Below are 21,744 nucleotides of genomic sequence, written 5' to 3' on the forward strand. Positions count from 1 at the left end.
GTTAATTGATTACTACCTTATTCGAAAGCTCGTTGCTATCATCCTGTTTAATTGGGAAATGTTGTGATAAAATTTTGCCGATTTTCTCAATTCCGAACAATACGCCATCGCAATATCTACCCAATTTAAATTCTGCCAATATCTCGTCTCGAATAATATCCCATGTGTTCTGTTCAACTTTCGAATTAATTCCCTCATCGGCAAGAATATAGAATGTTTTTTCACTAAGTAAAATAAATAATAATATTCCGGTTTTATCTCGGGTTTCATTCATTTTTAGGTGAAAAAATTCCGTTTCGGCAATTTTTCGAATATCTTGTTTCTTCTCGGAAAATTTTCTTTTTTCACGAATCGCAATCCTAATTTCTCCCGAAGTGTACTTCTCGTTCTCTGTAATTTTTTTAGAAATTCGGAGAAAGTCATCATCACTAAAGTAAGTATATATTATCGGCTCCATCTTCTGCGCTTTTTTTGTGCAAAGATAAGGGTTGAAAGTTATAAATGAAACTCTCTGGAATTAAGATTTTATTATATTTGCACTGCTCAAATAACAAATCAAGGATATAAAAATGTACAAAGTAGTATTGCTGCGTCATGGGGAGAGTGAGTGGAACAAACTCAATCTGTTTACCGGCTGGACCGATGTTGATCTTTCAGAGAAAGGATTGGAAGAAGCAAAACAAGCCGGTATTGTTATGAAAAATGAAGGCTACACTTTTGATATCGCTTTTACCTCAGTATTAAAGAGAGCGATAAGAACATTAAATTTTGCACTAGAAGGACTGGATTTATTATGGATTCCGGTTATTAAATCCTGGCGGTTAAATGAAAGACATTATGGAGCGCTTCAAGGCTTAAACAAAGCTGAAACTGCAGAAAAATATGGTAATGATCAGGTTAAAGTTTGGAGAAGAAGCTACGATGTTCCACCGCCACCACTCGAAGATACTGATGAAAGATATCCGGGAAAAGATCCCCGTTATGCCGATATGGATAAAAAAGATATACCATTAACTGAGAGTTTAAAATTAACTGTTGATAGATTTTTACCATATTGGCACGAAACGATAGCTCCAACTATCAAAAGTGGTAAAAAAGTAATTATTGCCGCGCATGGAAATAGCTTGAGAGCATTAGTAAAATATCTTGATAATATCTCCGAAGAAGATATAGTAGAATTAAATATTCCTACAGGTGTTCCATTGGTTTATGAATTAGATGTTGATCTGAAACCGATTAAACATTATTATCTTGGTGATCAAGACGCAATAAACGCGGCAATTAACGCAGTTGCAAAACAAACCGAAAAGAAATAATTTGATCATAGGGGATTAAGTGATTAATCCCCTACATTTAATATGCATTTTTTCTTCTCTTGCTATACTCAATCAAAAAAAATTATATTGTGCACCAAAAGGAGAATGAACAGATAATTTTTACCACATTTTAGTTTATTGAAGGAAGTAAAGATGAAAAAGTTATTTTTTGGAATGTTCATTCTTCTATTCTCACTCACCCAAATTAAATCTCAAACAGTAATTGGAAAATATGCCGGCGAGTTTTTAGCCATTGGCGTTGGGGGAAGGGCTTTAGGAATGGGCAGTGCCCAAACCGCAATTGTTAATGATGTTACCTCCGGTTATTGGAACCCCGCAGGATTAGCAAAAATGAATTATCCCCAAATTTCATTGATGCACGAAGAGCATTTCGGCAATCTTATGAATTATAATTATGGCGCGGTTGCAATTCCTTATGGTACCGATATGAGTTTTGGTTTGAGTATCATTCGTTCGAGCATTGATGGAATCCCCGATACACGTAATGCATTATATGACGCTAACGGTGACGGCATACTAGATATAAGAACTGACCGGTTGGATTATTCAAAAATTACAGAGTTTAATAATACTGACTGGGCATTCTATTTATCATTCGCGAAAAGACAAACGGAAGATTTTTATTGGGGTGCGAATGTAAAATTAATTTCCCGCGATATTGCGGAGTTTTCAGCTTTCGGCATCGGTTTTGACATTGGCGCATATTACAAACCATTGGATAAACTTCATCTTGGCGCAACAATTCAAGATGTCACCACAACATTGGTTGCGTGGAGTACCGGCAGAAATGAATTAATTTCTCCAACTGCGAAAATTGGAGCCGCATATGAATTATCATTTCTCGGAGGAACATTTTTACCTGCAATAGATTTTGATATTCGATTTGAAAATAGAAAAACCGCCTCTACATTTGCTGTAGGCCCAATTAGTTTTGATGCTCACACCGGATTAGAATATAGATACAAAAATATTTTTGCTGTTCGGGCCGGATATAATGATGTTAAACAGTTCACTGTTGGCGCGGGTGTAAATCTGCCAAAACTCCAAATTGATTATTCATTCGCTAGATTTAGTCAATCTGAAACAGAAAGATTACCAGATACTCACCGTATTTCTTTGATTCTAACTTTAGAAGAACCAAGGTTTCTAAGGAGTACCGAATAGAGAAATATTACTCTATGTAAAAATCAATTCTTTTTGCTATCGCGCATTAAACTGATCCCTTAACTTTTTCTCGAATTAATCGATAATCCAGAAAAAAGATTAATATGGATGCCATCTCACACAAAACAGAAATGCCAATCATAGTTGCTGAAACTCCGCCAGTAAAATTTATCAGCGATTCAAAAAATGAAAAACCAATAGATAAAATAGAAATTTCGAATACAGCAAAAGCATTTGCAAAACTCGATAATTTTCTTAACCTGGGTAAAAAAGATAGACTAGATACAAGCGATTTAAACGAGGAAGAAAAAAAAGAATTTCTAAAAATGCTCGCAAAATTATTGCAGGAAGGAATTGTTGGTTATGAAATTTTGGAAATTAATGGTAAACCGGAAAAGCATTATATAGTAAATCAAATCGGGGATGAAAGAATAAAGGGGGCGAAGCTTTATAAAAAGTATTTAAGTGACGGTACTAATTAATTAAATATCCCTTCCCACTTATGTATTAAAGAATCCAATTCGTTGCAAATTGAATAAAAGTTATAAAACTGCAAGCTAAGTTAACCGTCAAAATTGGCAAACAAGTCGGAGTTTAGTGTGAAACTGCAGACAAGGCGTTACGATATAGATTGGTTAAGAGTAATAGCCTTCTATATTCTAATTCTTTACCATTCAGGAATGTTTTTTGTGCCATGGCAATTTCATCTCAAGAACCCTCAAACTTCTGAATGGTTCGAAACATGGATGGCGTTTTTAAGTCAATGGCGGCTACCGTTATTGTTCATGATTTCGGGAATCGGTGTGAGTTACGCTCTTGGAAAAAGAAGTGCTTTAAATTTTTTTGGCGAAAGAAGCCGCAGACTATTGATCCCAGTTTTATTCGGAATGTTTGTGATTGTACCTCCTCAGATTTATTTTGAAAGACTAACACAGGGCGTTGAATACTCAAGTTATTTCGAGTTTTGGAAAACAGTATTTACTTTTCAATCTTATCCTCAGGGAAACTTAAGCTGGCACCATCTCTGGTTTGTGGTTTACATCTTTGTATATTCAATAATCACACTTCCACTTTTTCTTTTTTTAAGAAGCAGTTACTCCGCAACACTTAGAAATAAACTATCAACTTTTGTGGATGCGAATCCGAATACGATTTATCTTTTATGGCTTCCACTTGCAGCCGCATATTTTATTCTGGCTCCAATTTTTCCAACAACCCATAATTTGTTTTATGATTGGTATAATTTTACATTCTCGCTAATCTTTTTTGTTTCAGGTTATTTGATCACTACTGTCGAAGGAGTCTGGAATGTAATAATAGCGCAAAGGAAAAAATCACTTATCGTCGCGTTAATCCCATCATTATTTCTAATCCTTTTTGTATATGGCCCAACGTTCTATATAATGAATGAGGAGACGGAATTATTCGGAATATTCTACGGTGTACTTAAAATAACACTTGTTACTTTTATACTATACGCAATATTCGGTTATGGTAATGTTCTCCTTAATGAGTCGAGCAAGGTTTTGTCGTACTTAAATGAATCTGTTTATCCTCTATATATCTTGCATCAATCTGTTCAGCTTACAATTGGCTATTATATACTGCAATTGGATCTGGGAATATTGCCCAAATTTCTAATGGTGGTAATTGGAACTTTTGGAATTAGCTTTCTGATTTATGAACTGCTAATTAGGAGAGTAAAATTTATGAGAGTTTTGTTTGGCTTAAAACCCTCTGAAATCAATAGAGATGCAACTATTGAGAGATCATCCGCAAATAGTGTTGTATATGAAGAATCAAATTAACAGACTAGACGAAGTATGGAAAATTATAAATTTACCAGAAATTTCCTTCGATATTGTTAGGCATGCAAGCATTGCGGCCGCTATCAACAAATAATTCTACATACATTATCAATAAAATGAACTATCCAATTACAGACCTCGTTATCTAACTTAAATAGACATCTTGTTGCATAATTGTTAAATTTACACATCCGTTTAACGGTTAAATTATGTTTTATATTTTCAAATTGCGGCAAGAATAAATTGTGAATATTGAAAAACAAGGAATACAAAATGAGTGATAATACTAACAGTGGATTTGCAACTTTGGATGAAGCAGAATTGAGAGAATGGCTTGAATCTCTTGAATATGTTCTTCAAACCGGTGGACCCGATAAGGTAAAAGAGCTTCTACATAATTTGGGAGTATATGCGCACGAAAGCGGTGTCGACCTTCCGTTTACAGCTAATACACCATATATAAACACAATACCCAAAGATATGCAGCCCCCATTCCCCGGCGGCAGAGAAATTGAACGCCGCATTAAAAGTTTAATTCGTTGGAATGCTATGGCAATGGTTGTGCGCGCTAATAAGGAGGAAAATGGTATTGGCGGTCATATTTCAACTTACGCTTCGGCGGCAACATTATATGAAATTGGTTTCAATCATTTCTTTAGGGGCAAAGATGGAAATCATGATGGAGATATAATTTATTTTCAAGGGCATGCCGCTCCCGGGATATATGCGCGCGCTTTTCTTGAAGGAAGAATTTCAAAAGAACAATTAGAAAATTTTAGAAGAGAATTAAAACCAGGTGGCGGACTTTCTTCTTATCCGCATCCATGGTTAATGCCCGATTTCTGGGAATTCCCAACGGTATCAATGGGACTGGGACCAATTCAGGCAATATATCAGGCTAGATTTGCTCGATATCTCGAAGATAGAGGATTGAAAAAACCGAGCGATCAGAAAGTTTGGGCTTTTCTTGGCGATGGTGAAACCGATGAGCCGGAATCACTTGGGGCAATATCTTTAGCAGCTAGAGAAAAACTTGACAATTTAATATTTGTGATCAACTGTAATTTGCAAAGATTAGATGGACCCGTTAGAGGCAATGGAAATGTAATTCAAGAACTGGAATCGGTATTTCGTGGAGCCGGATGGAATGTTATCAAAGTTGTTTGGGGTAGCGATTGGGATCCACTTCTAGATGCCGATAAATCCGGCTTGCTAATTAAACGAATGAATGATGCTATTGATGGCGAATCACAAAATTTTATTGTACATGGCGGAAAATATGTTAGAGATAAATTTTTTGGGAAATATCCGGAATTATTAAAACTGGTAGAAAAATATTCCGACGAACAGCTCGCAAAAATGAAACGGGGCGGTCACGATCCCGAAAAAGTTTTCGCGGCATTTAAAGCGGCCATTGAACATGAAGGAGCTCCAACTGTAATTCTTGCAAAGACTGTTAAGGGTTACGGACTCGGTGAAGCTGGTGAAGGAAAAAATATAACGCACTCGCAGAAAAAATTAAATGAGGATGAATTAAAGGTTTTTAGGTCCCGCTTTTCTATACCAATAAGTGATGAAGAAGTAATTAAAGCTCCATTCTACAGGCCATCGGAAGATAGCCCCGAAATAAAGTACTTAAAAGAAAGAAGAAAAGAACTTGGCGGATATGTTCCAAAACGAATTGTAAAAACAGCTCCTCTTAAAACTCCTTCCGAGGAATTATTTGAAGAATTTTATACCGGTACCGAAGGGCGTGAAGTATCTACGACAATGGTCTTTGTTCGTCTTTTATCAAAACTATTGAGAGATAAAGAAATTGGTCATCTCGTAGTTCCGATTGTTCCGGATGAAGCCAGAACTTTTGGAATGGAATCATTATTTAGACAAGTTGGAATTTATGCGCATCAAGGACAACTATACGAACCGGTAGATAAAGATAGTTTGTTATTCTATAAAGAAGCTAAAAATGGACAAATACTTGAAGAAGGAATTACAGAAGCTGGTTCAATGTCATCATTTATTGCTGCTGGCACATCTTATGCAACTCAGAGCGTTAACACAATACCATTTTTCACACTCTATTCGATGTTTGGACTTCAAAGAGTTGGCGATTTGGTTTGGTTGGCAGGAGATATTCGTTGCAAAGGTTTCATTCTTGGTGCAACTGCCGGAAGAACTACTCTTGCAGGAGAAGGATTACAGCATCAAGATGGAAATTCTCACTTACTCGCTTATCCGGTTCCAAATCTTGTAGCTTACGATCCAGCATTTGCTTATGAATTAGCGGTAATAATTCGCGACGGCATTTATAGAATGTATGAAAAGCAGGAGAATGTTTTTTATTATATCACAATAATGAATGAGAATTACGCTCAACCAGAAATGCCTAAAAATGTAAAAGAAGGTATTCTGAAAGGAATGTATAAATTCAAAACCAGCGAAAAGAAAAACGCAAAGGCTAAAGCACATTTGCTGGGAAGCGGAACAATATTAAATGAAGTAATTAAAGCAGCTGAAATTCTTGAGAAAGATTACAGCGTATCATCCGATATTTGGAGCATAACCAGTTATAAGAATATTCACCTCGACGCGCAAGAGACTGATAGATGGAATATGATGCATCCCGCTGATGAACCAAAATTATCATATGTTCAGCAAATTACTAAAGAAGAAAACGGTATTTTCATTTCAGCTTCAGATTATGTTCAGCTATCTAGCGATGCTATGGCTAAATGGTTACCAGGACCACTTCATTCACTTGGGACTTATGGTTTTGGAAGGAGTGAGGGAAGAACATCACTGCGCGATTTCTTCGAAGTGGACGCAAAGCATATTGTTTATGCAACTCTTTATTCCCTATTTAAAGAAGGAAAAATTAAAATTGATGCGGTTAAAAAAGCCGCCAAGGAATTAAACATAAATCCGGATAAAGTTAATCCGGCTAAAGCATAATTGATGATCTTGGATATTTAAGAACATGATTTTATAATTCTTCAAATACAATATGTACTCAAAATTTAATGAGGAATAAAATGACAGTAGATTTTATTTTGCCGCATCTCGGCGATGGAATACAAACAGCAGATGTGATAAAAGTTATGGTTAAAGAGGGTGAGAAGGTAGAAATCGATCAGATTGTTATTGAGATTGAAACCGATAAAGCAACCGTGGAAGTTCCTTCAGAGGTGTCGGGTCTTGTAACTAAACTTTATGTAAAAGAGGGTACCAAAGCTAAAGTAGGTGAGCCTGTATTTACAGTTGAGGCTTCAGCAAATCCCACGGTTAAAGTTGCTGAAACAAAACCGACCACACCTATTAAAGAAATAAAAGCTGAAACCAAAATAGAAAGTAAGCCAAAGGAAATTCAACATGCATCCCAAACAACTTCAATGTATGAATTTAAAGTCCCCGAACTTGGTGAAAATATTTCGTCAGCCCAAATAACTAAAGTGTTAGTTTCCGCGGGATCGGCTATCATAAAAGATCAGATATTACTTGAGATTGAAACCGATAAAGCAACTGTTGAAATCCCCTCGGCAGTAGCGGGAATTGTTAAAGAAGTAAAAGTTAAGGATGGCGAAAAAGTAGCAATTGGTTCCACAGCATTTATAATTGAAGCTACTTCTTCAACTTCTTTTGAGGTAAAACCAACAACTCAAACTCCACAGCCTAAAGAGGAAACTGCGCCGGCATCAACTGAACAATCAACATACACAAAGGTGATTGAACATACGCATATGCCGCAAGCGGTAATTATTCCAAAAGATATTTCAAAAGTTGTTGTACCTGCCGCGCCTTCTGTGAGAAGATTTGCCCGTGAAATTGGCATCGATATTAATCAAGTGCGGGGAACCGGAAAGGGAAATAGAATTTCAATTGAAGATGTTAAGTCATTTGCGAAAAATTTAAATCAGCAGATTCAAAAAGGGGGAATGGTTGGAAGCGGTGTATCTATCGCAAAAGAAACTTTACCCGATTTTTCAAAGTGGGGTGATATTGATCGCCAGCCAATGAGCAACATTAGAAGAAAAACTGCCGAGCATTTATCATATGCATGGGCTACTGTTCCGCATGTTACTCAATTCGATAAAGCTGATATTACTGAACTTGAAAAACTTAGAAAGCAATTCGGCAAACAGGTCGAAGCCGCTGGAGGAAAACTTACTATTACCGCAATTTTATTAAAAGTAATTGCTTCCGCGATGAAGGAGTTTCCTCAATTCAGTAGTAGTGTTGATATGGAGAAGAATGAAATTATCTATAAAAAGTATATTAATATCGGCATCGCTGTAGATACAGAAAAAGGTTTATTAGTACCGGTAATTCGAGATGTTGATAAGAAAAACATCACACAAATTAGTGTTGATCTTGCGGATGTATCTAAAAAAGCGCGCGATAAAAAACTATCAATAGAAGATATGCAGGGCGGATGTTTTACAATTTCAAATCTTGGCGGTATTGGAGGAACATATTTTACTCCAATAGTTAATACTCCTGAAGTCGCGATACTGGGTGTTTCAAAATCCGCGATTGAACCTGTATATTTTGATGACGACCCTGCATTGCCGAGTGGCGGGTTTAAGCCGAGATTAATGATGCCTCTTTCACTTTCTTATGATCATAGAATTATTGATGGCGCTGATGCAATTAGATTTTTAAGATGGGTAATTAACGCTCTCGAAAATCCATTTTTATTAAGTTTATAGGTGTAATCATGTCTACAAAAACACAATTAGCTGTAATTGGCGGCGGACCCGGAGGATATGCTGCGGCATTTCTTGCGGCAGATTTGGGAATGCAGGTAACTTTAATTGACATGGAAAAAAATCCGGGCGGAGTTTGTTTATACCGGGGCTGTATTCCATCAAAGGCATTGCTTCATGTTGCAAAACTTATTAACGAAGCTGAAGAAGCAAAAAAGTGGGGAGTGGAATTTGGAGAACCTAAAATCGATATCAATAAACTTCGCGATTTCAAAAATGGTGTAGTTAATAAATTAACCGGTGGATTAGGACAATTAGCAAAACAGCGCAAAGTAAATTATATAAATGGTAGAGCTACATTTTTAAATTCTACAACTCTTTCAATTGCAAAAGCTGATGGTTCAACAGAAGAATTAATTTATGATAAAGCAATTTTAGCTACCGGCTCTGTTCCCGCTAAAGTTCCGGGTTTATCTATTGATTCACCGAAAGTAATGGATTCAACATCAGCACTTGAAATTAATGATGTTCCCAAAAAATTATTAGTAATTGGGGGCGGATATATCGGATTAGAATTGAGTACTGTTTATGCCGCGCTCGGCAGTGAGGTTACAGTTGTTGAAATGATGCCCGGATTATTACCCGGCGCTGATCGAGATCTTGTCGCTGTACTTGAAAGACGACTAAAAAATTCTATGGCTCATATTTATACTGAAACAAAAGTAGTTGATTTGAAAGAAACTAAAGAGGGAATACGGGTTAAACTTGAAGGTAAAAATGTTACCGAGCCTGAGCATTTATTTGATAAGGTTTTAATTTCAATTGGTAGAAAACCAGTTACAACCGGCTTTGGATTGGAAAAAACCAAAGTGAAAGTCAGTGATCGAGGTTTCGTAGTAGTTGATAAACAATTAAAAACTGATGATCCGAACATTTATGCAATTGGCGATATAGTTGGTAACCCTATGCTCGCGCACAAAGCGGCGGCAGAAGGTAAAGTTGCGGTTGAAGCAATACTCGGGCATAAAGTTGCATTCGAGCCAAACGCAATTCCTGCCGTTGTTTTCACCGATCCCGAAATAGCCTGGAGCGGTTTGACCGAAACAGAAGCTAAGGAAAGAAGCATTAAAGTAGAAATAGCCAAATTTCCTTGGGGCGCGAGCGGTCGAGCAACTACATTAGATAGAAATGATGGTTTAACTAAACTTGTAATTGAACCGGAGACAGAAAGAATTTTAGGAGTCGCTATTGTTGGGGTTGGCGCGGGAGATATGATAGCGGAAGGTACTCTTGCAATTGAAATGGGCGCGGTTGTAAAGGATTTGGAACTTACAATTCATCCTCACCCAACTTTATCGGAAACGGTAATGTTTGCCGCAGAATTATTTTATGGCCATGCTACCGATATGTATCGACCCAAGCGTAAATAATATTTTTAAAGGCGGACACTTAGTTCGCCTTTTTTTATTTAATGAAAATGTAATTTTTTGAATAAATTCAGTTCAAATCCTCTAATTTGGGGAAGCTGTTTTCATAAAAATAATTAATCATTCTATTCAACATCTTGATGTGTCATGATCAAAACCGATTTAAAGGAAAAAAAATCTAATCCTTGGAGCTGGGTCCCTACTTTATATTTTTCTGAAGGACTTCCCTTTTTTGTCGTAACCATTCTTTCTGTAATTATGTACAAGCGGTTAGGTGTTTCAAATGCCGAAATAGCTTTCTACACAAGCTTGTTATATTTGCCATGGGTTATCAAACCATTCTGGAGCCCTTTAGTTGATATTGTAAGTACTAAAAGATCATGGATAATTATTACTCAATTATTAATTGGGTTTGGAATGGCGGGAATTGCATTTACAATTCAAATGCCCGACTTTCTTCAATTCACGTTAGCTTTTTTTTGGCTCATTGCGTTTTTTTCTGCGACAAATGAAATTTCCGCCGATGGTTTTTATATGCTTGCTCTCGATGATAATAAGCAGGCGTTCTTTGTTGGAATAAAAACGGCATCTTATAAAATAGCGATGATTGCAGGACAAGGATTAATTATTGTTCTTGCTGGATTTTTGGAAAGTACATTCTCAATTTCTCCTGCCGAGTTTAATGTTGTGTCATCTCCAAAAAATTTTTTTGAGGAAACAATTAAGCTAAATTCGGAAAAGCCCGCCGAGCTTGAAGGACGTTTAAGAATTATTGCCGAACCAAGCAAAATTGAAATTGGTACACAACCCCGCACATTGGAAGATGTTGAGGGCTATGTAAATTTTGCGCGAAGTTTTAATATCATGAATGGTTATTCCGATCCATTGGCTGTTGAAACTGAAATGGCGTCAAGCCAGGAAGCGGTTGGTAATATTGGAATTGTCAGATTATTTCTCTCTAAAAAACCTGAGCCGGGGGAAGAGTATCCTGTCACAATTGATTTTCTTGAGGGGAATAATAGAATTAGAATTATTGAAGGAAATAAATTAAAGTTTACCGATAAGAATTGGGATAAACCAGCTTTCGCTGTTGTGCAATTAGACTCAACCATGCACTCAAATGAAAATTCAGTTTTTATAGCTCAAATTGAAAAAGTCCCTATCGCATGGACTCTCACTTTCTTATTAATAGCTTTTCTCTTTATACTTTTCTTTTTATATCACAAAGTTGTTTTACCCGAACCTGTTGCTGATAAAAGAGTTGGATCACAACGGCAGACCCATGTTCATCAGGAGTTTTTTAGATCATTCTATAGATTTTTTGAGAAGAAAAAAATAATTCTGATAATCAGTTTTATACTTCTATTTAGTTTTGGGGAGGCTCAATTAATAAAAATTGCATCTCCATTTATGCTTGATTCAATTGATAAAGGGGGACTCGGGTTATCCACTCAATCGGTTGGATTGATACATGGAACTTTTGGAATAACCGCATTTATAGTCGGCGCAATAATCGGCGGATTTGCTATCGCGAAGAAGGGATTAAAGCATTGGCTTATTCCTATGTTAGTAGCGGTTAATGCTCCTAATATAGTTTATTTGCTACTTTCAATATTTCAACTGACAAATATGTGGATTGTAATCGCGAGTGTTATAATCGAACAATTTGGCTTTGGCTTTGGGTTTACAGCATTTATAATGTATATAATTTACATTTGCCAGGGTGAGTATAAAACTTCCCATTACGCAATTGCTACCGGTTTTATGGCGCTTGGTATGATGTTGCCCGGTATGTTGAGTGGTTTTATCCAGGAAGCAATTGGATATAATTTATTTTTTATCTGGGTATTAGTATCAGCTATTCCGGCATTCTTGCTTGTAAAACGTATTCCACTCGAAGGAAATTTTGGTAAAAAGAAAATTGATCTTGTAAATAGTTAATCATCTTTACCGGAGATTATTATCTTTCCTATCTCCGGTTTTGTAACAAATTCTTACATACTCTCGTCTTATGATTCAAAAAACGGAGAAATTTTGAATTCCGAAAAAATTATTGAAGTAAAAGGTCTCACTAAAAAGTATAAAAATTTAATTGCTGTAAATAATCTTGATTTAAATGTTTATCGCGGTGATGTCTTTGGATTTCTAGGACCAAACGGCGCAGGAAAAAGTACTACCATCAGAATGCTGCTTTCGTTGATAAAACCTAATGCTGGGTCAATAAATATTTTTGGAATGCCACTCAATCAGAAACGGGAAATTATACTTAGAAAAATTGGGGCAATCGTCGAAAAGCCCGATTTCTACATGTATCTCTCAGCATATAAAAATTTGGAAATACTTGGTAAACTTTCAGGGATTGATGCATCAAATAAAAAAATAATGGAAATGCTTGAACTTGTTGGGCTAGATAAAAGATATAAAAGCAAAGTAAAAACATTTTCTCATGGTATGAAACAGCGTTTGGGAATTGCGCAGGCATTATTGCATGATCCCGAATTAATTATTCTAGACGAACCAACAACAGGTCTCGATCCGCAAGGAATGAAGGAGATCCGGGATTTAATTTTATTTCTTAGCAAGGAAAAAGGTAAAACTATTTTCCTTTCCTCCCACATTCTTCGTGAAGTTGAAATTATTGCCTCAAGAATGATTATTCTTAATAAGGGAACTACCCAGGTTGAAGGTACAGTTCAAGAATTACTTAACGCCGATAAAATGAGCGTTACAATTGAAGTTGATCGAATTGATGATGCCATTAATTTGATACAAAATTCAAATTGGATTGATAAGTACAAAGCGCATGTTAAAAATGAGTTACACTTTGAAATGATGCAAAATGAAATTGGCGAATTGAATAAATATTTGAATCAAAATAATTTTATTGTAAGCGCGGTAATCCCCGTACGATCACTCGAAGATTATTTTCTTAAGATTACAGAGGGGAGTGGAAAATGACAACTTTAATTTATGTTGAACTCGAAAAAATATTTAGGAAATGGAGAACTTATATTGGCTTTATTGCAATGTTTGGAATGACACTCCTCGTTCAGATTGCTCTCTATTTTACACAAGAAAGTTTTATTCAGGGAACTACCCGACAACTAAGCGATCAGTTTGTACTGCAGGGTAATTTTTTTAATGGTTATGTCATTGGGTACCTGATACTAAACGCAATGTTTATTCATATTCCTTTTTTGATTGTTCTCGTTGGTGGAGATTTACTTGCGGGTGAAGCAACCGCCGGTACATATAGAATGCTTCTTACAAGACCAATTTCCCGCTTTTCATTAGTTACCTCCAAGTTTTTAGCAGGTTTTATATATACGTTTTTATTTATGCTATTTTTAATAATAATTAGTTTAGGGGCAAGTGTACTAATATTTGGGCCGGGGGAATTAATAGTCCTCAAGAGTAAAATTATTATTTATGCTGCAGACGATATATTGTGGCGAATGCTTTTAGCATACTCCTATGCCGCTTTAAGCATGATGACGGTTATGGCATTATCTATATTTTTCTCTTCGATGGTGAGCAATGCAATTGGACCAATTGTTTCTACAATGGCGGTAATAATTGTCTTCTTAATTTTATCTGCAATTCCGATTGAGTTTTTACAAGAAATGCGCCCCTACTTCTTTACTTCCCACCTGGGTCAATGGAATGGTTTTTTTGATGATCCCATAGATTATAAAGATATAATGAATTCTGTTATGATTTTAGTTGGACACATTATAGTTCTCTATGTTTTTACAACATATCTATTTATTAAAAAGGATATTCTCAGTTAAAAGGATTCTAAGATGAAAAAGATTTTATTGGTTTTATTTATTCTTGGCTCGGTAGTATTTCCACAAAAAAAGGACGCGCAAAAAATTATAGATCAGGTACAAAGTAAGTACGATAAAATAAAAGATTACCAAGCCGATGTAGAAGTGAAACTGGATATGGATTTTGTGAAGGTCCCACCAACAAAGGCAAAAGTATTTTTTAAACAACCCGATAAATTTAAGGTAGAATCGGAAGGGTTCGCGATGATACCAAAACAAAGCATGGATTTTTCTCCGATGCAATTATTAAAAGGGGATTTTACACCTCTTTATGTTAGGGCGGAAAAAATTAATAATGTGGAATATGATGTGATAAAGCTGATTCCTAATACCGATACAACTGCCATTATTTTATCAACACTTTGGATAGAACCGAAAAAAATGGTAATAGATAAAGTTGAGACTTCCACAAAATCTAGCGGCACTGTAGAGGTAAAATTCACATATGAGGCAAAAACTCTTCCACTTCCCAGTACGCTAAAGTTTTCATTTAATATGGGGGGCGCCAATGATCAGCAAAACTCAAAGGATGAAACGAAACAAAATTCGGGCAACGAAAACAGATTTCAGCGCCCAAGTAGAATTAAAGGTTCTGTAATTATGACCTACCGGAACTACATTATAAACAAAGGAATTGCCGACAGCTTTTTTGATGAAGAGAGTAAGTAATCCTATTTAAAATATTCTTCGGATAATTTTATTTGAATTATCCCCCTTTATTTTGAATCTCTAACCGAAATCAGCTAATTTTTGGATGTGTTTTACAATTTCATAAAAATTTAGGTAAAAAATGAAAATTCATGAATATCAAGCAAAAGAGCTGCTGAAGAAATATGGCGTCCCGGTTCAAGATGGAATTGCCATAAAATCTATTGGCGAATTCGATTCGGCAATTGCGGAACTTCAATCTCGTGGAATAAATCAATACGTAGTTAAATCACAGATTCATGCCGGTGGAAGAGGGAAAGGTAAACTCTACAATCCAACCAATAAAGAGGAATTAATTCAAGAAGGGGGAGTAAAGTTTACAACCTCTGTTGAAAAGGCAAAGGAATATGCTTCCAAGATGCTCGGTAATTTACTTGTGACTCATCAAACCGGAGCTGAAGGCAAAATTGTAAAAACACTCTTTATTACTGAAGGATTAGATTATAAAAAAGAATTGTACCTCGGAATTCTGCTTGATCGTAATGTTTCTCAAAATGTGATTATGGCATCTACTGAAGGAGGAGTTGAAATTGAGAAAGTTGCCGAAGAAACTCCAGAGAAAATATTGAAAGAATGGATTGATCCAGCAGTTGGTATTCAATCATTTCAAGCTAGAAAACTTGCTTTTGGTCTTGGATTGGAGGGACCTGCATTTAAGAATTTTGTGAGTTTTATTTTAAAACTTTATAAAGCTTACGAAGCAACTGATTCTTCAATGCTTGAGATTAATCCTTTAATCATTACCAATGATGACCAGATTGTTGCGCTCGATGCAAAAATGAATTTTGACGATAACGCACTCTATCGTCAACCCGATATAGCAAACTACCGTGATCTTGATGAAGAAGATCCACTTGAGATAGAAGCTTCAAAGTATAATCTTAACTATATAAAGCTGGATGGAAATGTTGGGTGTATGGTAAATGGCGCCGGTTTAGCGATGGCTACAATGGATATAATTAAGTTAGCAGGCGGTGAACCAGCTAACTTTTTAGATGTGGGCGGCGGCGCTAATAAAGAAACGGTTGCTAATGGTTTTAAAATTATTCTCTCCGATCCTAATGTTAAAGCAATTCTTGTAAATATTTTTGGTGGAATTGTGAGATGTGACCGAGTTGCGCAGGGAATTATTGATGCGGCTAAAGAGGTTAATGTTCAGGTTCCTATCGTTGTTAGACTTCAAGGAACTAATGCTGAGTTGGGAAGAGAATTATTAGAGCAATCTGGTTTAAATTTTGAAGTAGCCATCACACTTCATGAAGCCGCACAGAAAGTTACCTCCGTTTTGACTCTTGAAACTATAAATTAAATACTTATGTTTGATTATCAGCCGCTAATAAAAAAGCGGCTGAATTAAAAATTATGATAGAAATTAAAATATCAATAGATACGGCCTTAGCCCTAATATTAAATAGATTAGAGCTGGAGCTAACAATGAGGCAGAGGGATAATCTGCTGCCGAAGTCATATAAACTCGAAAATTTAACTTCTTTTGAGTTGAATGAACTTATTGATACTGCACTATTTGATACAATTTTTATGCTTCCGGTTGAATTATTAACCGGTGAATCTAATCTTATTGCTATCATTTCGGAAACTTTGAAAGCCCTTTCAAGAAATCTATCGAGAGAAGATTTATTATTATACCCAAATTCGAGAATTAATAAAATACTCAATAGAGTTAAATCTATTATGATTAGCAATCTGGATAGCAAAGGATTCGCTAATAATTAATTCTACAAAAACATCATAAGTGGATAAACACCCAAAGTAGAATCCATTCATGACTAAAAGTAACGAATCTTATAATAAGTCAATAAAAATCTTAGAAGTCCCCTATTTTAGCGATTAAACACAATATTTATTATCTTTAAAAAGACATTAGTATTCTTTAATCTATATAAAATGCAAAAAGAGATCCTTAAATATTTCAAACAAATATTTGGCGATTCAAGACCCATTGTGCAGGAATCGGCGAAAGTCAATTTAATTTTGCTCGGGGATCACACCCACTATAATCATGGTATTTTAATATCATATGTAATTGATAAACGATGGTTATTTGCGATGAGAAAGAGAGCGGATAATCAAATCAATATTTCATATTATAATTCGTTCTCAATTTATGAAATGAATTTGTGTGACGATGACAGAGAAAAAAAATACCAGATGCTTTGCGGAATACTCGAATACCTTAAAAAAGATAATTTGCTTCAATCTGGATTTGATTGTGTTTTATATAATGAAGCTCCCCAGTGTATTGGACTTGGAGTTGCTTCATCTCAGCAGATTGGATTCTTGACCGCGATAAATAAGACTTTTCGTTTGAATCTCAGTGATGAATATATTCTGAATTTAGTTAGGGCAAACGAACTTACCCATATTGGTAAAATTTCTAATATCGCTCATCACTATGCGATACTTTATGGTAAACCTAATAAATTCTTTTTTATAGATCTGAGATCGAAAGAGTACAAAAACATTACAAGTCCGTTTCAAAACTATTCGCTAATGGTATGTGATACAGAAGAGCAGATAAAAAATCCAACAAAAATATGCAATGAGAGAATAGAGGAATGTGAAGTTGGCGTAAGAGGTTTACGATTGTATGTGTGGGGAATTAAAAATTTGCGGGATGTTCACAAAGATTTTTTATTACGGCATGTTCACATGCTCCCCAAAAAAATATTTTCACGAGTACTTTACAATGTACAGGAGAGAACAAGAGTTGAACTCGCGCTGAAAGCTATCAAGAAAAAAGATATAGCACTATTCGGCCGACTAATTTCTGAATCGCATAAAAATTTGTATGAAGATTATGAATTAGTGTGTCCCAAATGTAATTTTATTGTTGAAAACGCATTGCGGGATAACTACACAATGGGGGCAAAGATGATAAGTTGTACTTCAATACGCAGTTCATTTGTGATTGCCGATAGAAGCATGGAACTGCTTTTTTCTGAAAAAATTAAAACAGAATTTCAAAAACAATTTGGTACGGCATTAAGGCTTCATAACTTTCCTCTTTGCAATTCAAAAGACAAGCAAGTTCTAGTTAGCGAAACCGCATAAAGCGCAAGAACAATTAAAATTAAATTCAACTTGATTTTATGTTTTGTTCGCAATACATTTTCCAACGAATAATATAGGAATATTGATGAGTTTTTCGGATAATTTTTTAGGTGACGGTTTTGATGAGCAAATCAGTGAAAAAGATGCCAAAGAGAAAGTTGTTTTGTGCAAAGAAATTATTGAAGAAGGCAGAGCATTTACTAATATAGATTTAATTGAAGATACAGTTCAACTATGCATTGAGTATGATTTTGTTGAGGATGGTCTTCATCTAGTAGAATCAATTCTGGATATAGCACCATATAATTCCGAGGCATGGCAATTCAAAGGCGTTCTGCTCAATAATTCTTTTCGTTTCGATGAAGCTTACAATTGTTTTATCAAATCCTTATCACTTAATCCAAACGATATAGAAACCCACATTAATAAATCAATCGCAGAAGATAACCTGGGATTATTTGATGATGCGGTAAGCTCGCTTCATAAAGCTTTGGAGCTTTCCCCAACCGATGATGAGACCTATTTTAATTTGGGTATGCTTTATCAAAAAAAGGAAAGATTTAATGAGGCCATTCAAAATTTTAAAAGAGCTGTAGAAATAGATCCAGAATACATGGAAGCCTGGTATGAACTTGGTTATTCATATGAAAACAACGATCAGCTCGAAAACGCACTAGCTGCATATGATAAATATCTGCAAATTGACCCGAACAGTTACACCGCGTGGTATAATAAGGGAATTGTTTTTTTACGGATGGAAGATTATCCGAAAGCAATTAATTGTTTTGAGTTGTCAATTGCGCTCAAGGATGATTTCTCAAGTTCTTGGTTTAACTGTGGATTTGGATATTTTAGAATGAAGAGATTTACCGATGCTTTAAGCGCATATAACAAGGCTTACGAACTTGATTCATATGATGATGCTATTTTATATAATCTCGGTCAAACCTACGAAGAGCTTTCAGAATATTCTTTAGCTATAAAATGCTATACACAGGCAATTAAACTGGATGAAGAATATTATGAGGCCTATTTATCACGAGGATATTGTTATGATTCTGTGGGCAAGTATCATTTAGCGTTAAAGGATTTTAACAAAGCGATTTCGATTACATCAAGTTCGGAAGAAGCATGGCTTGCCAAAGCGGATCTTGAATATTCATTAGGAAATATTCAGCTCTCAATTGAAAGTTATTTGAAAACTTTAGAGCTCAATCCCGATAGTTTTGAAGGATGGTATAAATTAGCAGAAACTTATGGTGAAACTGGAATGTGGCTCGAGGCTTTGAGAGCATTAGATGAATGTATAAGAATTAATCCAAATGATGCTAACAGTTATTACGAAAAATCAAAAATTTATTTTTTATTGAATCATACAAAAGAAGCAATCGATTTTTTGAAACTTGCGTTTAAAATTGACCCGTCAATAAGAAATAGTTTTTCTAAAGATTATCCTGAAGTAAAATTATCAAAGCTGTTTAATAAACTGATAGAAGAGAACTAATAATCATAATTAATGCAATTGCAGAATAAATTTAATCATAACACAAAAATTGTCGGGGTAATTGGTCACCCCATTAGGCATTCATTTTCTCCCCTAATGCACAACATTGCCTTTGAAATTGGAAAGTTAAATTATATTTATCTGCCCTTCGATGTTCCTTCAAACTCATTGAAAGATGCAATTAGGGGAATGATCGCGCTTGGCATCAAAGGTTTTAATGTTACAATTCCCCTTAAAGAAAAAATTGTTCCACTCTTAAAAGACGTTTCTGAGGAAGCTGGAACTGTTGGTGCTGTAAACACAATTGTGAATGACGATGGTGTTTTAAGAGGCTATAACACAGATGTTTACGGAATTATTGAATCGTTAAATGATTACAAAGATGAAATTGCCGGACAAAAAGTTGTTGTTATTGGCGCTGGAGGTGCCGCGAGAAGTGTTATCTATTCATTGATAAGAAACTTCAAACCGGGTGAAATTATAATAGTTAATAGAACAGAACAGATTGGAGAATCTTTAAAAGAATATTTCTCTGCAAAAATGCTGTTTACTGAATTGAGATCGCTTCCACTCGTTCCACCAGATTTAATCTCCGTGTTCAGAGATTCGAAGTTGATTATAAATACAACCTCAATGGGAATGTTTCCCGAGATAGATGATTCCGCTACAACTATCGGGGAATCATTCATGAAAGGGCAAATAGTTTTTGACGTGGTTTATAATCCGGTTAAAACAAAATTGCTTAAATTGGCTGAAGGACAGGGCGCAACAATTATTACAGGATTAAAAATGTTTGTTGAGCAGGGAGCAAAATCTTATGAATTATGGACTGGTGAAAAAATGCCGGTGGATAAAGTATTTAAAACTTTAGAAAATTATTTGGTTACTTAATTGAAATTTTAAAACTGAAAAATGAGTCATGCAGGTTAATTACCCGCATGACTTTTTTTTAAGAAAGTTTTGCCAACGCTTCTTTAATTCGCTTTACACCCTCTTTGATATTCTCCAAGGATGTTGCATAAGAAATTCTAATAAAACCTTCGGCGCCAAAAGCACTTCCGGGAACTGTGGCAACTTTTGCTTCCCGAATCAAATACATCGATAAATCAAAAGAATCTTTGACGTGGTAAGTAGAAAAAGATTTATTAAAGTATGCCGATACATTTGGGAAAAGATAAAATGCTCCTTCGGACTTATAACAAGAAACTCCCTCAATTGATAAAAGTTCATCAAATAAGTAATCTCTGCGTTTTTCAAACTCAATCCGCATCATCTCAACATATTCTTGCGGGCCATTTAACGCTTCTACCGCCGCAGCTTGTGAAATAGAAGCGGCATTAGAAGTACTATGGCTCTGAATTTTATTTATGGATTTGATGACATCTTCCGGGCCAACGGTATAACCAATTCTCCAGCCGGTCATTGCGTGAGATTTAGATAAACCATTAACAAGAATAGTCTTTTGTTTTAAACTTTCCCTCAAAGAAGGAAAGCTTACAAATTTATAACTACCATAGACAAGTTTTTCATAGATTTCATCGGCAATAACATAAAAATTGTTTTGATCAACAACATCGGCTATTGCTTCTAGTTCATTTTTAGTATATGCAGAACCGGTTGGATTAGAAGGATTACACAAAATAACAGCTTTCGTTTTTGAAGTAATTGCTTTTTTAAGCTGTTCAGGGGTCATCTTAAATCCATTTTCTTCCTTTGTATCAATGTAAACAGAAACCCCGTCAGAAACCGAAACCATTTCGGGATAAGAAACCCAGTAGGGAGCTGGAATTATAATTTCATCTCCTTCGTTGCAGATAGAGAGTATAACATTGTACAAACTATGTTTTGCACCTGATGATACTATCACATCGTTTGGGGAGTAATCCAGATTGTTATCATCCTTTAATTTTTTAGAAATTGCTTTTCTTAGATCAACAGTGCCCTGGTTTAACGTGTAGCGAGTTTGATTATTTTCGATTGCTCTTATTGCGGCATCTTTTACGTTTTGTGGTGTTGGAAAATCGGGCTCTCCGACACTAAAATCTATGACGCTTTCTCCCCGCGCGCTCATTTCTTTTGCTTCGGCGGCAACTTTCATAGTTGGCGATACACCAATCTTATTAACTCGCTGTGATACGGGCACTTTAGACTCCAATTAATTTTATATTATAATTTTATTAGATCGATTTAA

At 35.5% G+C, this 21,744-nt stretch carries 18 protein-coding genes; 16 read left to right on the plus strand and 2 right to left on the minus strand.

Annotated elements, in window-relative coordinates:
* Window position 1: 1 nt before the first annotated feature.
* A complete protein-coding gene (locus KF816_01330) occupies window positions 2–457 on the minus strand; it encodes a TPM domain-containing protein (GenBank protein ID MBX3006645.1) in 456 nt (151 codons plus the stop codon).
* 112 nt (window positions 458–569) lie between these two features.
* On the opposite strand from KF816_01330, the gene gpmA reads away from it, so the two are divergent.
* The 16 genes from gpmA (at window position 570) to aroE (ending at window position 20,444) form a co-directional block, all read left to right on the plus strand.
* Window positions 570–1,316 carry a 2,3-diphosphoglycerate-dependent phosphoglycerate mutase gene (gene gpmA, locus KF816_01335; GenBank protein MBX3006646.1) on the plus strand — a complete coding sequence of 249 codons (747 nt, stop codon included), beginning with the start codon at window positions 570–572 and terminating at the stop codon, window positions 1,314–1,316.
* A gap of 153 nt (window positions 1,317–1,469) precedes the next feature.
* Window positions 1,470–2,501: a PorV/PorQ family protein gene (locus KF816_01340; GenBank protein ID MBX3006647.1), complete on the plus strand. Its 1,032-nt coding sequence runs from the start codon at window positions 1,470–1,472 to the stop codon at window positions 2,499–2,501.
* Window positions 2,502–2,632: 131 nt separating this feature from the next.
* Window positions 2,633–2,983, plus strand: coding sequence for a hypothetical protein (locus KF816_01345; GenBank protein ID MBX3006648.1), 351 nt, complete (start codon window positions 2,633–2,635; stop codon window positions 2,981–2,983).
* A 117-nt stretch (window positions 2,984–3,100) separates the two neighbouring features.
* The gene (locus tag KF816_01350) at window positions 3,101–4,309 is read left to right on the plus strand and encodes an acyltransferase family protein (protein MBX3006649.1); all 1,209 of its coding nucleotides are present in this window, start codon (window positions 3,101–3,103) and stop codon (window positions 4,307–4,309) included.
* A 273-nt stretch (window positions 4,310–4,582) separates the two neighbouring features.
* Window positions 4,583–7,261, plus strand: a complete 2,679-nt coding sequence (aceE, locus tag KF816_01355; GenBank protein ID MBX3006650.1) for a pyruvate dehydrogenase (acetyl-transferring), homodimeric type — start codon at window positions 4,583–4,585, stop codon at window positions 7,259–7,261.
* Window positions 7,262–7,341: 80 nt separating this feature from the next.
* Window positions 7,342–9,015, plus strand: coding sequence for a dihydrolipoyllysine-residue acetyltransferase (locus KF816_01360; GenBank protein ID MBX3006651.1), 1,674 nt, complete (start codon window positions 7,342–7,344; stop codon window positions 9,013–9,015).
* Window positions 9,016–9,023: 8 nt separating this feature from the next.
* The gene (gene lpdA, locus KF816_01365) at window positions 9,024–10,442 is read left to right on the plus strand and encodes a dihydrolipoyl dehydrogenase (protein MBX3006652.1); all 1,419 of its coding nucleotides are present in this window, start codon (window positions 9,024–9,026) and stop codon (window positions 10,440–10,442) included.
* Between the two features lie 144 nt (window positions 10,443–10,586).
* Window positions 10,587–12,380 carry an MFS transporter gene (locus KF816_01370; protein MBX3006653.1) on the plus strand — a complete coding sequence of 598 codons (1,794 nt, stop codon included), beginning with the start codon at window positions 10,587–10,589 and terminating at the stop codon, window positions 12,378–12,380.
* Window positions 12,381–12,470: 90 nt separating this feature from the next.
* A complete protein-coding gene (locus KF816_01375) occupies window positions 12,471–13,397 on the plus strand; it encodes an ABC transporter ATP-binding protein (GenBank protein MBX3006654.1) in 927 nt (308 codons plus the stop codon).
* Window positions 13,394–14,230: an ABC transporter permease subunit gene (locus KF816_01380; protein MBX3006655.1), complete on the plus strand. Its 837-nt coding sequence runs from the start codon at window positions 13,394–13,396 to the stop codon at window positions 14,228–14,230. The genes KF816_01375 and KF816_01380 overlap by 4 nt, the downstream gene beginning before the upstream one ends.
* 12 nt (window positions 14,231–14,242) lie before the next feature.
* A complete protein-coding gene (locus KF816_01385; GenBank protein ID MBX3006656.1) occupies window positions 14,243–14,938 on the plus strand; it encodes a hypothetical protein in 696 nt (231 codons plus the stop codon).
* A gap of 121 nt (window positions 14,939–15,059) precedes the next feature.
* Window positions 15,060–16,286 carry an ADP-forming succinate--CoA ligase subunit beta gene (sucC, locus tag KF816_01390; GenBank protein ID MBX3006657.1) on the plus strand — a complete coding sequence of 409 codons (1,227 nt, stop codon included), beginning with the start codon at window positions 15,060–15,062 and terminating at the stop codon, window positions 16,284–16,286.
* A 53-nt stretch (window positions 16,287–16,339) separates the two neighbouring features.
* Complete coding sequence (locus KF816_01395; protein ID MBX3006658.1) at window positions 16,340–16,711, plus strand: hypothetical protein; 372 nt, start codon at window positions 16,340–16,342, stop codon at window positions 16,709–16,711.
* A gap of 171 nt (window positions 16,712–16,882) precedes the next feature.
* Window positions 16,883–18,049 carry a hypothetical protein gene (locus KF816_01400; GenBank protein ID MBX3006659.1) on the plus strand — a complete coding sequence of 389 codons (1,167 nt, stop codon included), beginning with the start codon at window positions 16,883–16,885 and terminating at the stop codon, window positions 18,047–18,049.
* An 85-nt stretch (window positions 18,050–18,134) separates the two neighbouring features.
* The gene (locus KF816_01405; protein MBX3006660.1) at window positions 18,135–19,553 is read left to right on the plus strand and encodes a tetratricopeptide repeat protein; all 1,419 of its coding nucleotides are present in this window, start codon (window positions 18,135–18,137) and stop codon (window positions 19,551–19,553) included.
* Window positions 19,554–19,565: 12 nt separating this feature from the next.
* On the plus strand, window positions 19,566–20,444 hold the full coding sequence (gene aroE, locus KF816_01410; GenBank protein ID MBX3006661.1) for a shikimate dehydrogenase: 879 nt from the start codon (window positions 19,566–19,568) through the stop codon (window positions 20,442–20,444).
* Window positions 20,445–20,502: 58 nt separating this feature from the next.
* On the opposite strand, the gene KF816_01415 is transcribed toward aroE, so the two are convergent.
* Entirely contained in the window at window positions 20,503–21,651 is a 1,149-nt protein-coding gene (locus KF816_01415) for a pyridoxal phosphate-dependent aminotransferase (protein MBX3006662.1), read from the minus strand.
* Window positions 21,652–21,744: the final 93 nt, after the last annotated feature.

Source organism: Melioribacteraceae bacterium (genome assembly GCA_019638015.1).
Taxonomy (GTDB): domain Bacteria; phylum Bacteroidota; class Ignavibacteria; order Ignavibacteriales; family Melioribacteraceae; genus JAHBUP01.

What these genes read in the sequence shown, in the direction of transcription:
- KF816_01360 (MBX3006651.1), top strand. Translation starts at nt 7,342, where the DNA reads ATGACAGTAGATTTTATTTTGCCGCATCTCGGCGATGGAATACAAACA.
- sucC (MBX3006657.1), top strand. Translation starts at nt 15,060, where the DNA reads ATGAAAATTCATGAATATCAAGCAAAAGAGCTGCTGAAGAAATATGGC.
- KF816_01415 (MBX3006662.1), bottom strand. Translation starts at nt 21,651, where the DNA reads ATGAAAGTTGCCGCCGAAGCAAAAGAAATGAGCGCGCGGGGAGAAAGC.
- KF816_01345 (MBX3006648.1), top strand. Translation starts at nt 2,633, where the DNA reads ATGCCAATCATAGTTGCTGAAACTCCGCCAGTAAAATTTATCAGCGAT.
- gpmA (MBX3006646.1), top strand. Translation starts at nt 570, where the DNA reads ATGTACAAAGTAGTATTGCTGCGTCATGGGGAGAGTGAGTGGAACAAA.
- KF816_01400 (MBX3006659.1), top strand. Translation starts at nt 16,883, where the DNA reads ATGCAAAAAGAGATCCTTAAATATTTCAAACAAATATTTGGCGATTCA.
- KF816_01380 (MBX3006655.1), top strand. Translation starts at nt 13,394, where the DNA reads ATGACAACTTTAATTTATGTTGAACTCGAAAAAATATTTAGGAAATGG.
- KF816_01340 (MBX3006647.1), top strand. Translation starts at nt 1,470, where the DNA reads ATGAAAAAGTTATTTTTTGGAATGTTCATTCTTCTATTCTCACTCACC.
- aroE (MBX3006661.1), top strand. Translation starts at nt 19,566, where the DNA reads ATGCAATTGCAGAATAAATTTAATCATAACACAAAAATTGTCGGGGTA.
- lpdA (MBX3006652.1), top strand. Translation starts at nt 9,024, where the DNA reads ATGTCTACAAAAACACAATTAGCTGTAATTGGCGGCGGACCCGGAGGA.
- KF816_01370 (MBX3006653.1), top strand. Translation starts at nt 10,587, where the DNA reads ATGATCAAAACCGATTTAAAGGAAAAAAAATCTAATCCTTGGAGCTGG.
- KF816_01405 (MBX3006660.1), top strand. Translation starts at nt 18,135, where the DNA reads ATGAGTTTTTCGGATAATTTTTTAGGTGACGGTTTTGATGAGCAAATC.
- KF816_01395 (MBX3006658.1), top strand. Translation starts at nt 16,340, where the DNA reads ATGATAGAAATTAAAATATCAATAGATACGGCCTTAGCCCTAATATTA.
- KF816_01385 (MBX3006656.1), top strand. Translation starts at nt 14,243, where the DNA reads ATGAAAAAGATTTTATTGGTTTTATTTATTCTTGGCTCGGTAGTATTT.
- KF816_01330 (MBX3006645.1), bottom strand. Translation starts at nt 457, where the DNA reads ATGGAGCCGATAATATATACTTACTTTAGTGATGATGACTTTCTCCGA.
- aceE (MBX3006650.1), top strand. Translation starts at nt 4,583, where the DNA reads ATGAGTGATAATACTAACAGTGGATTTGCAACTTTGGATGAAGCAGAA.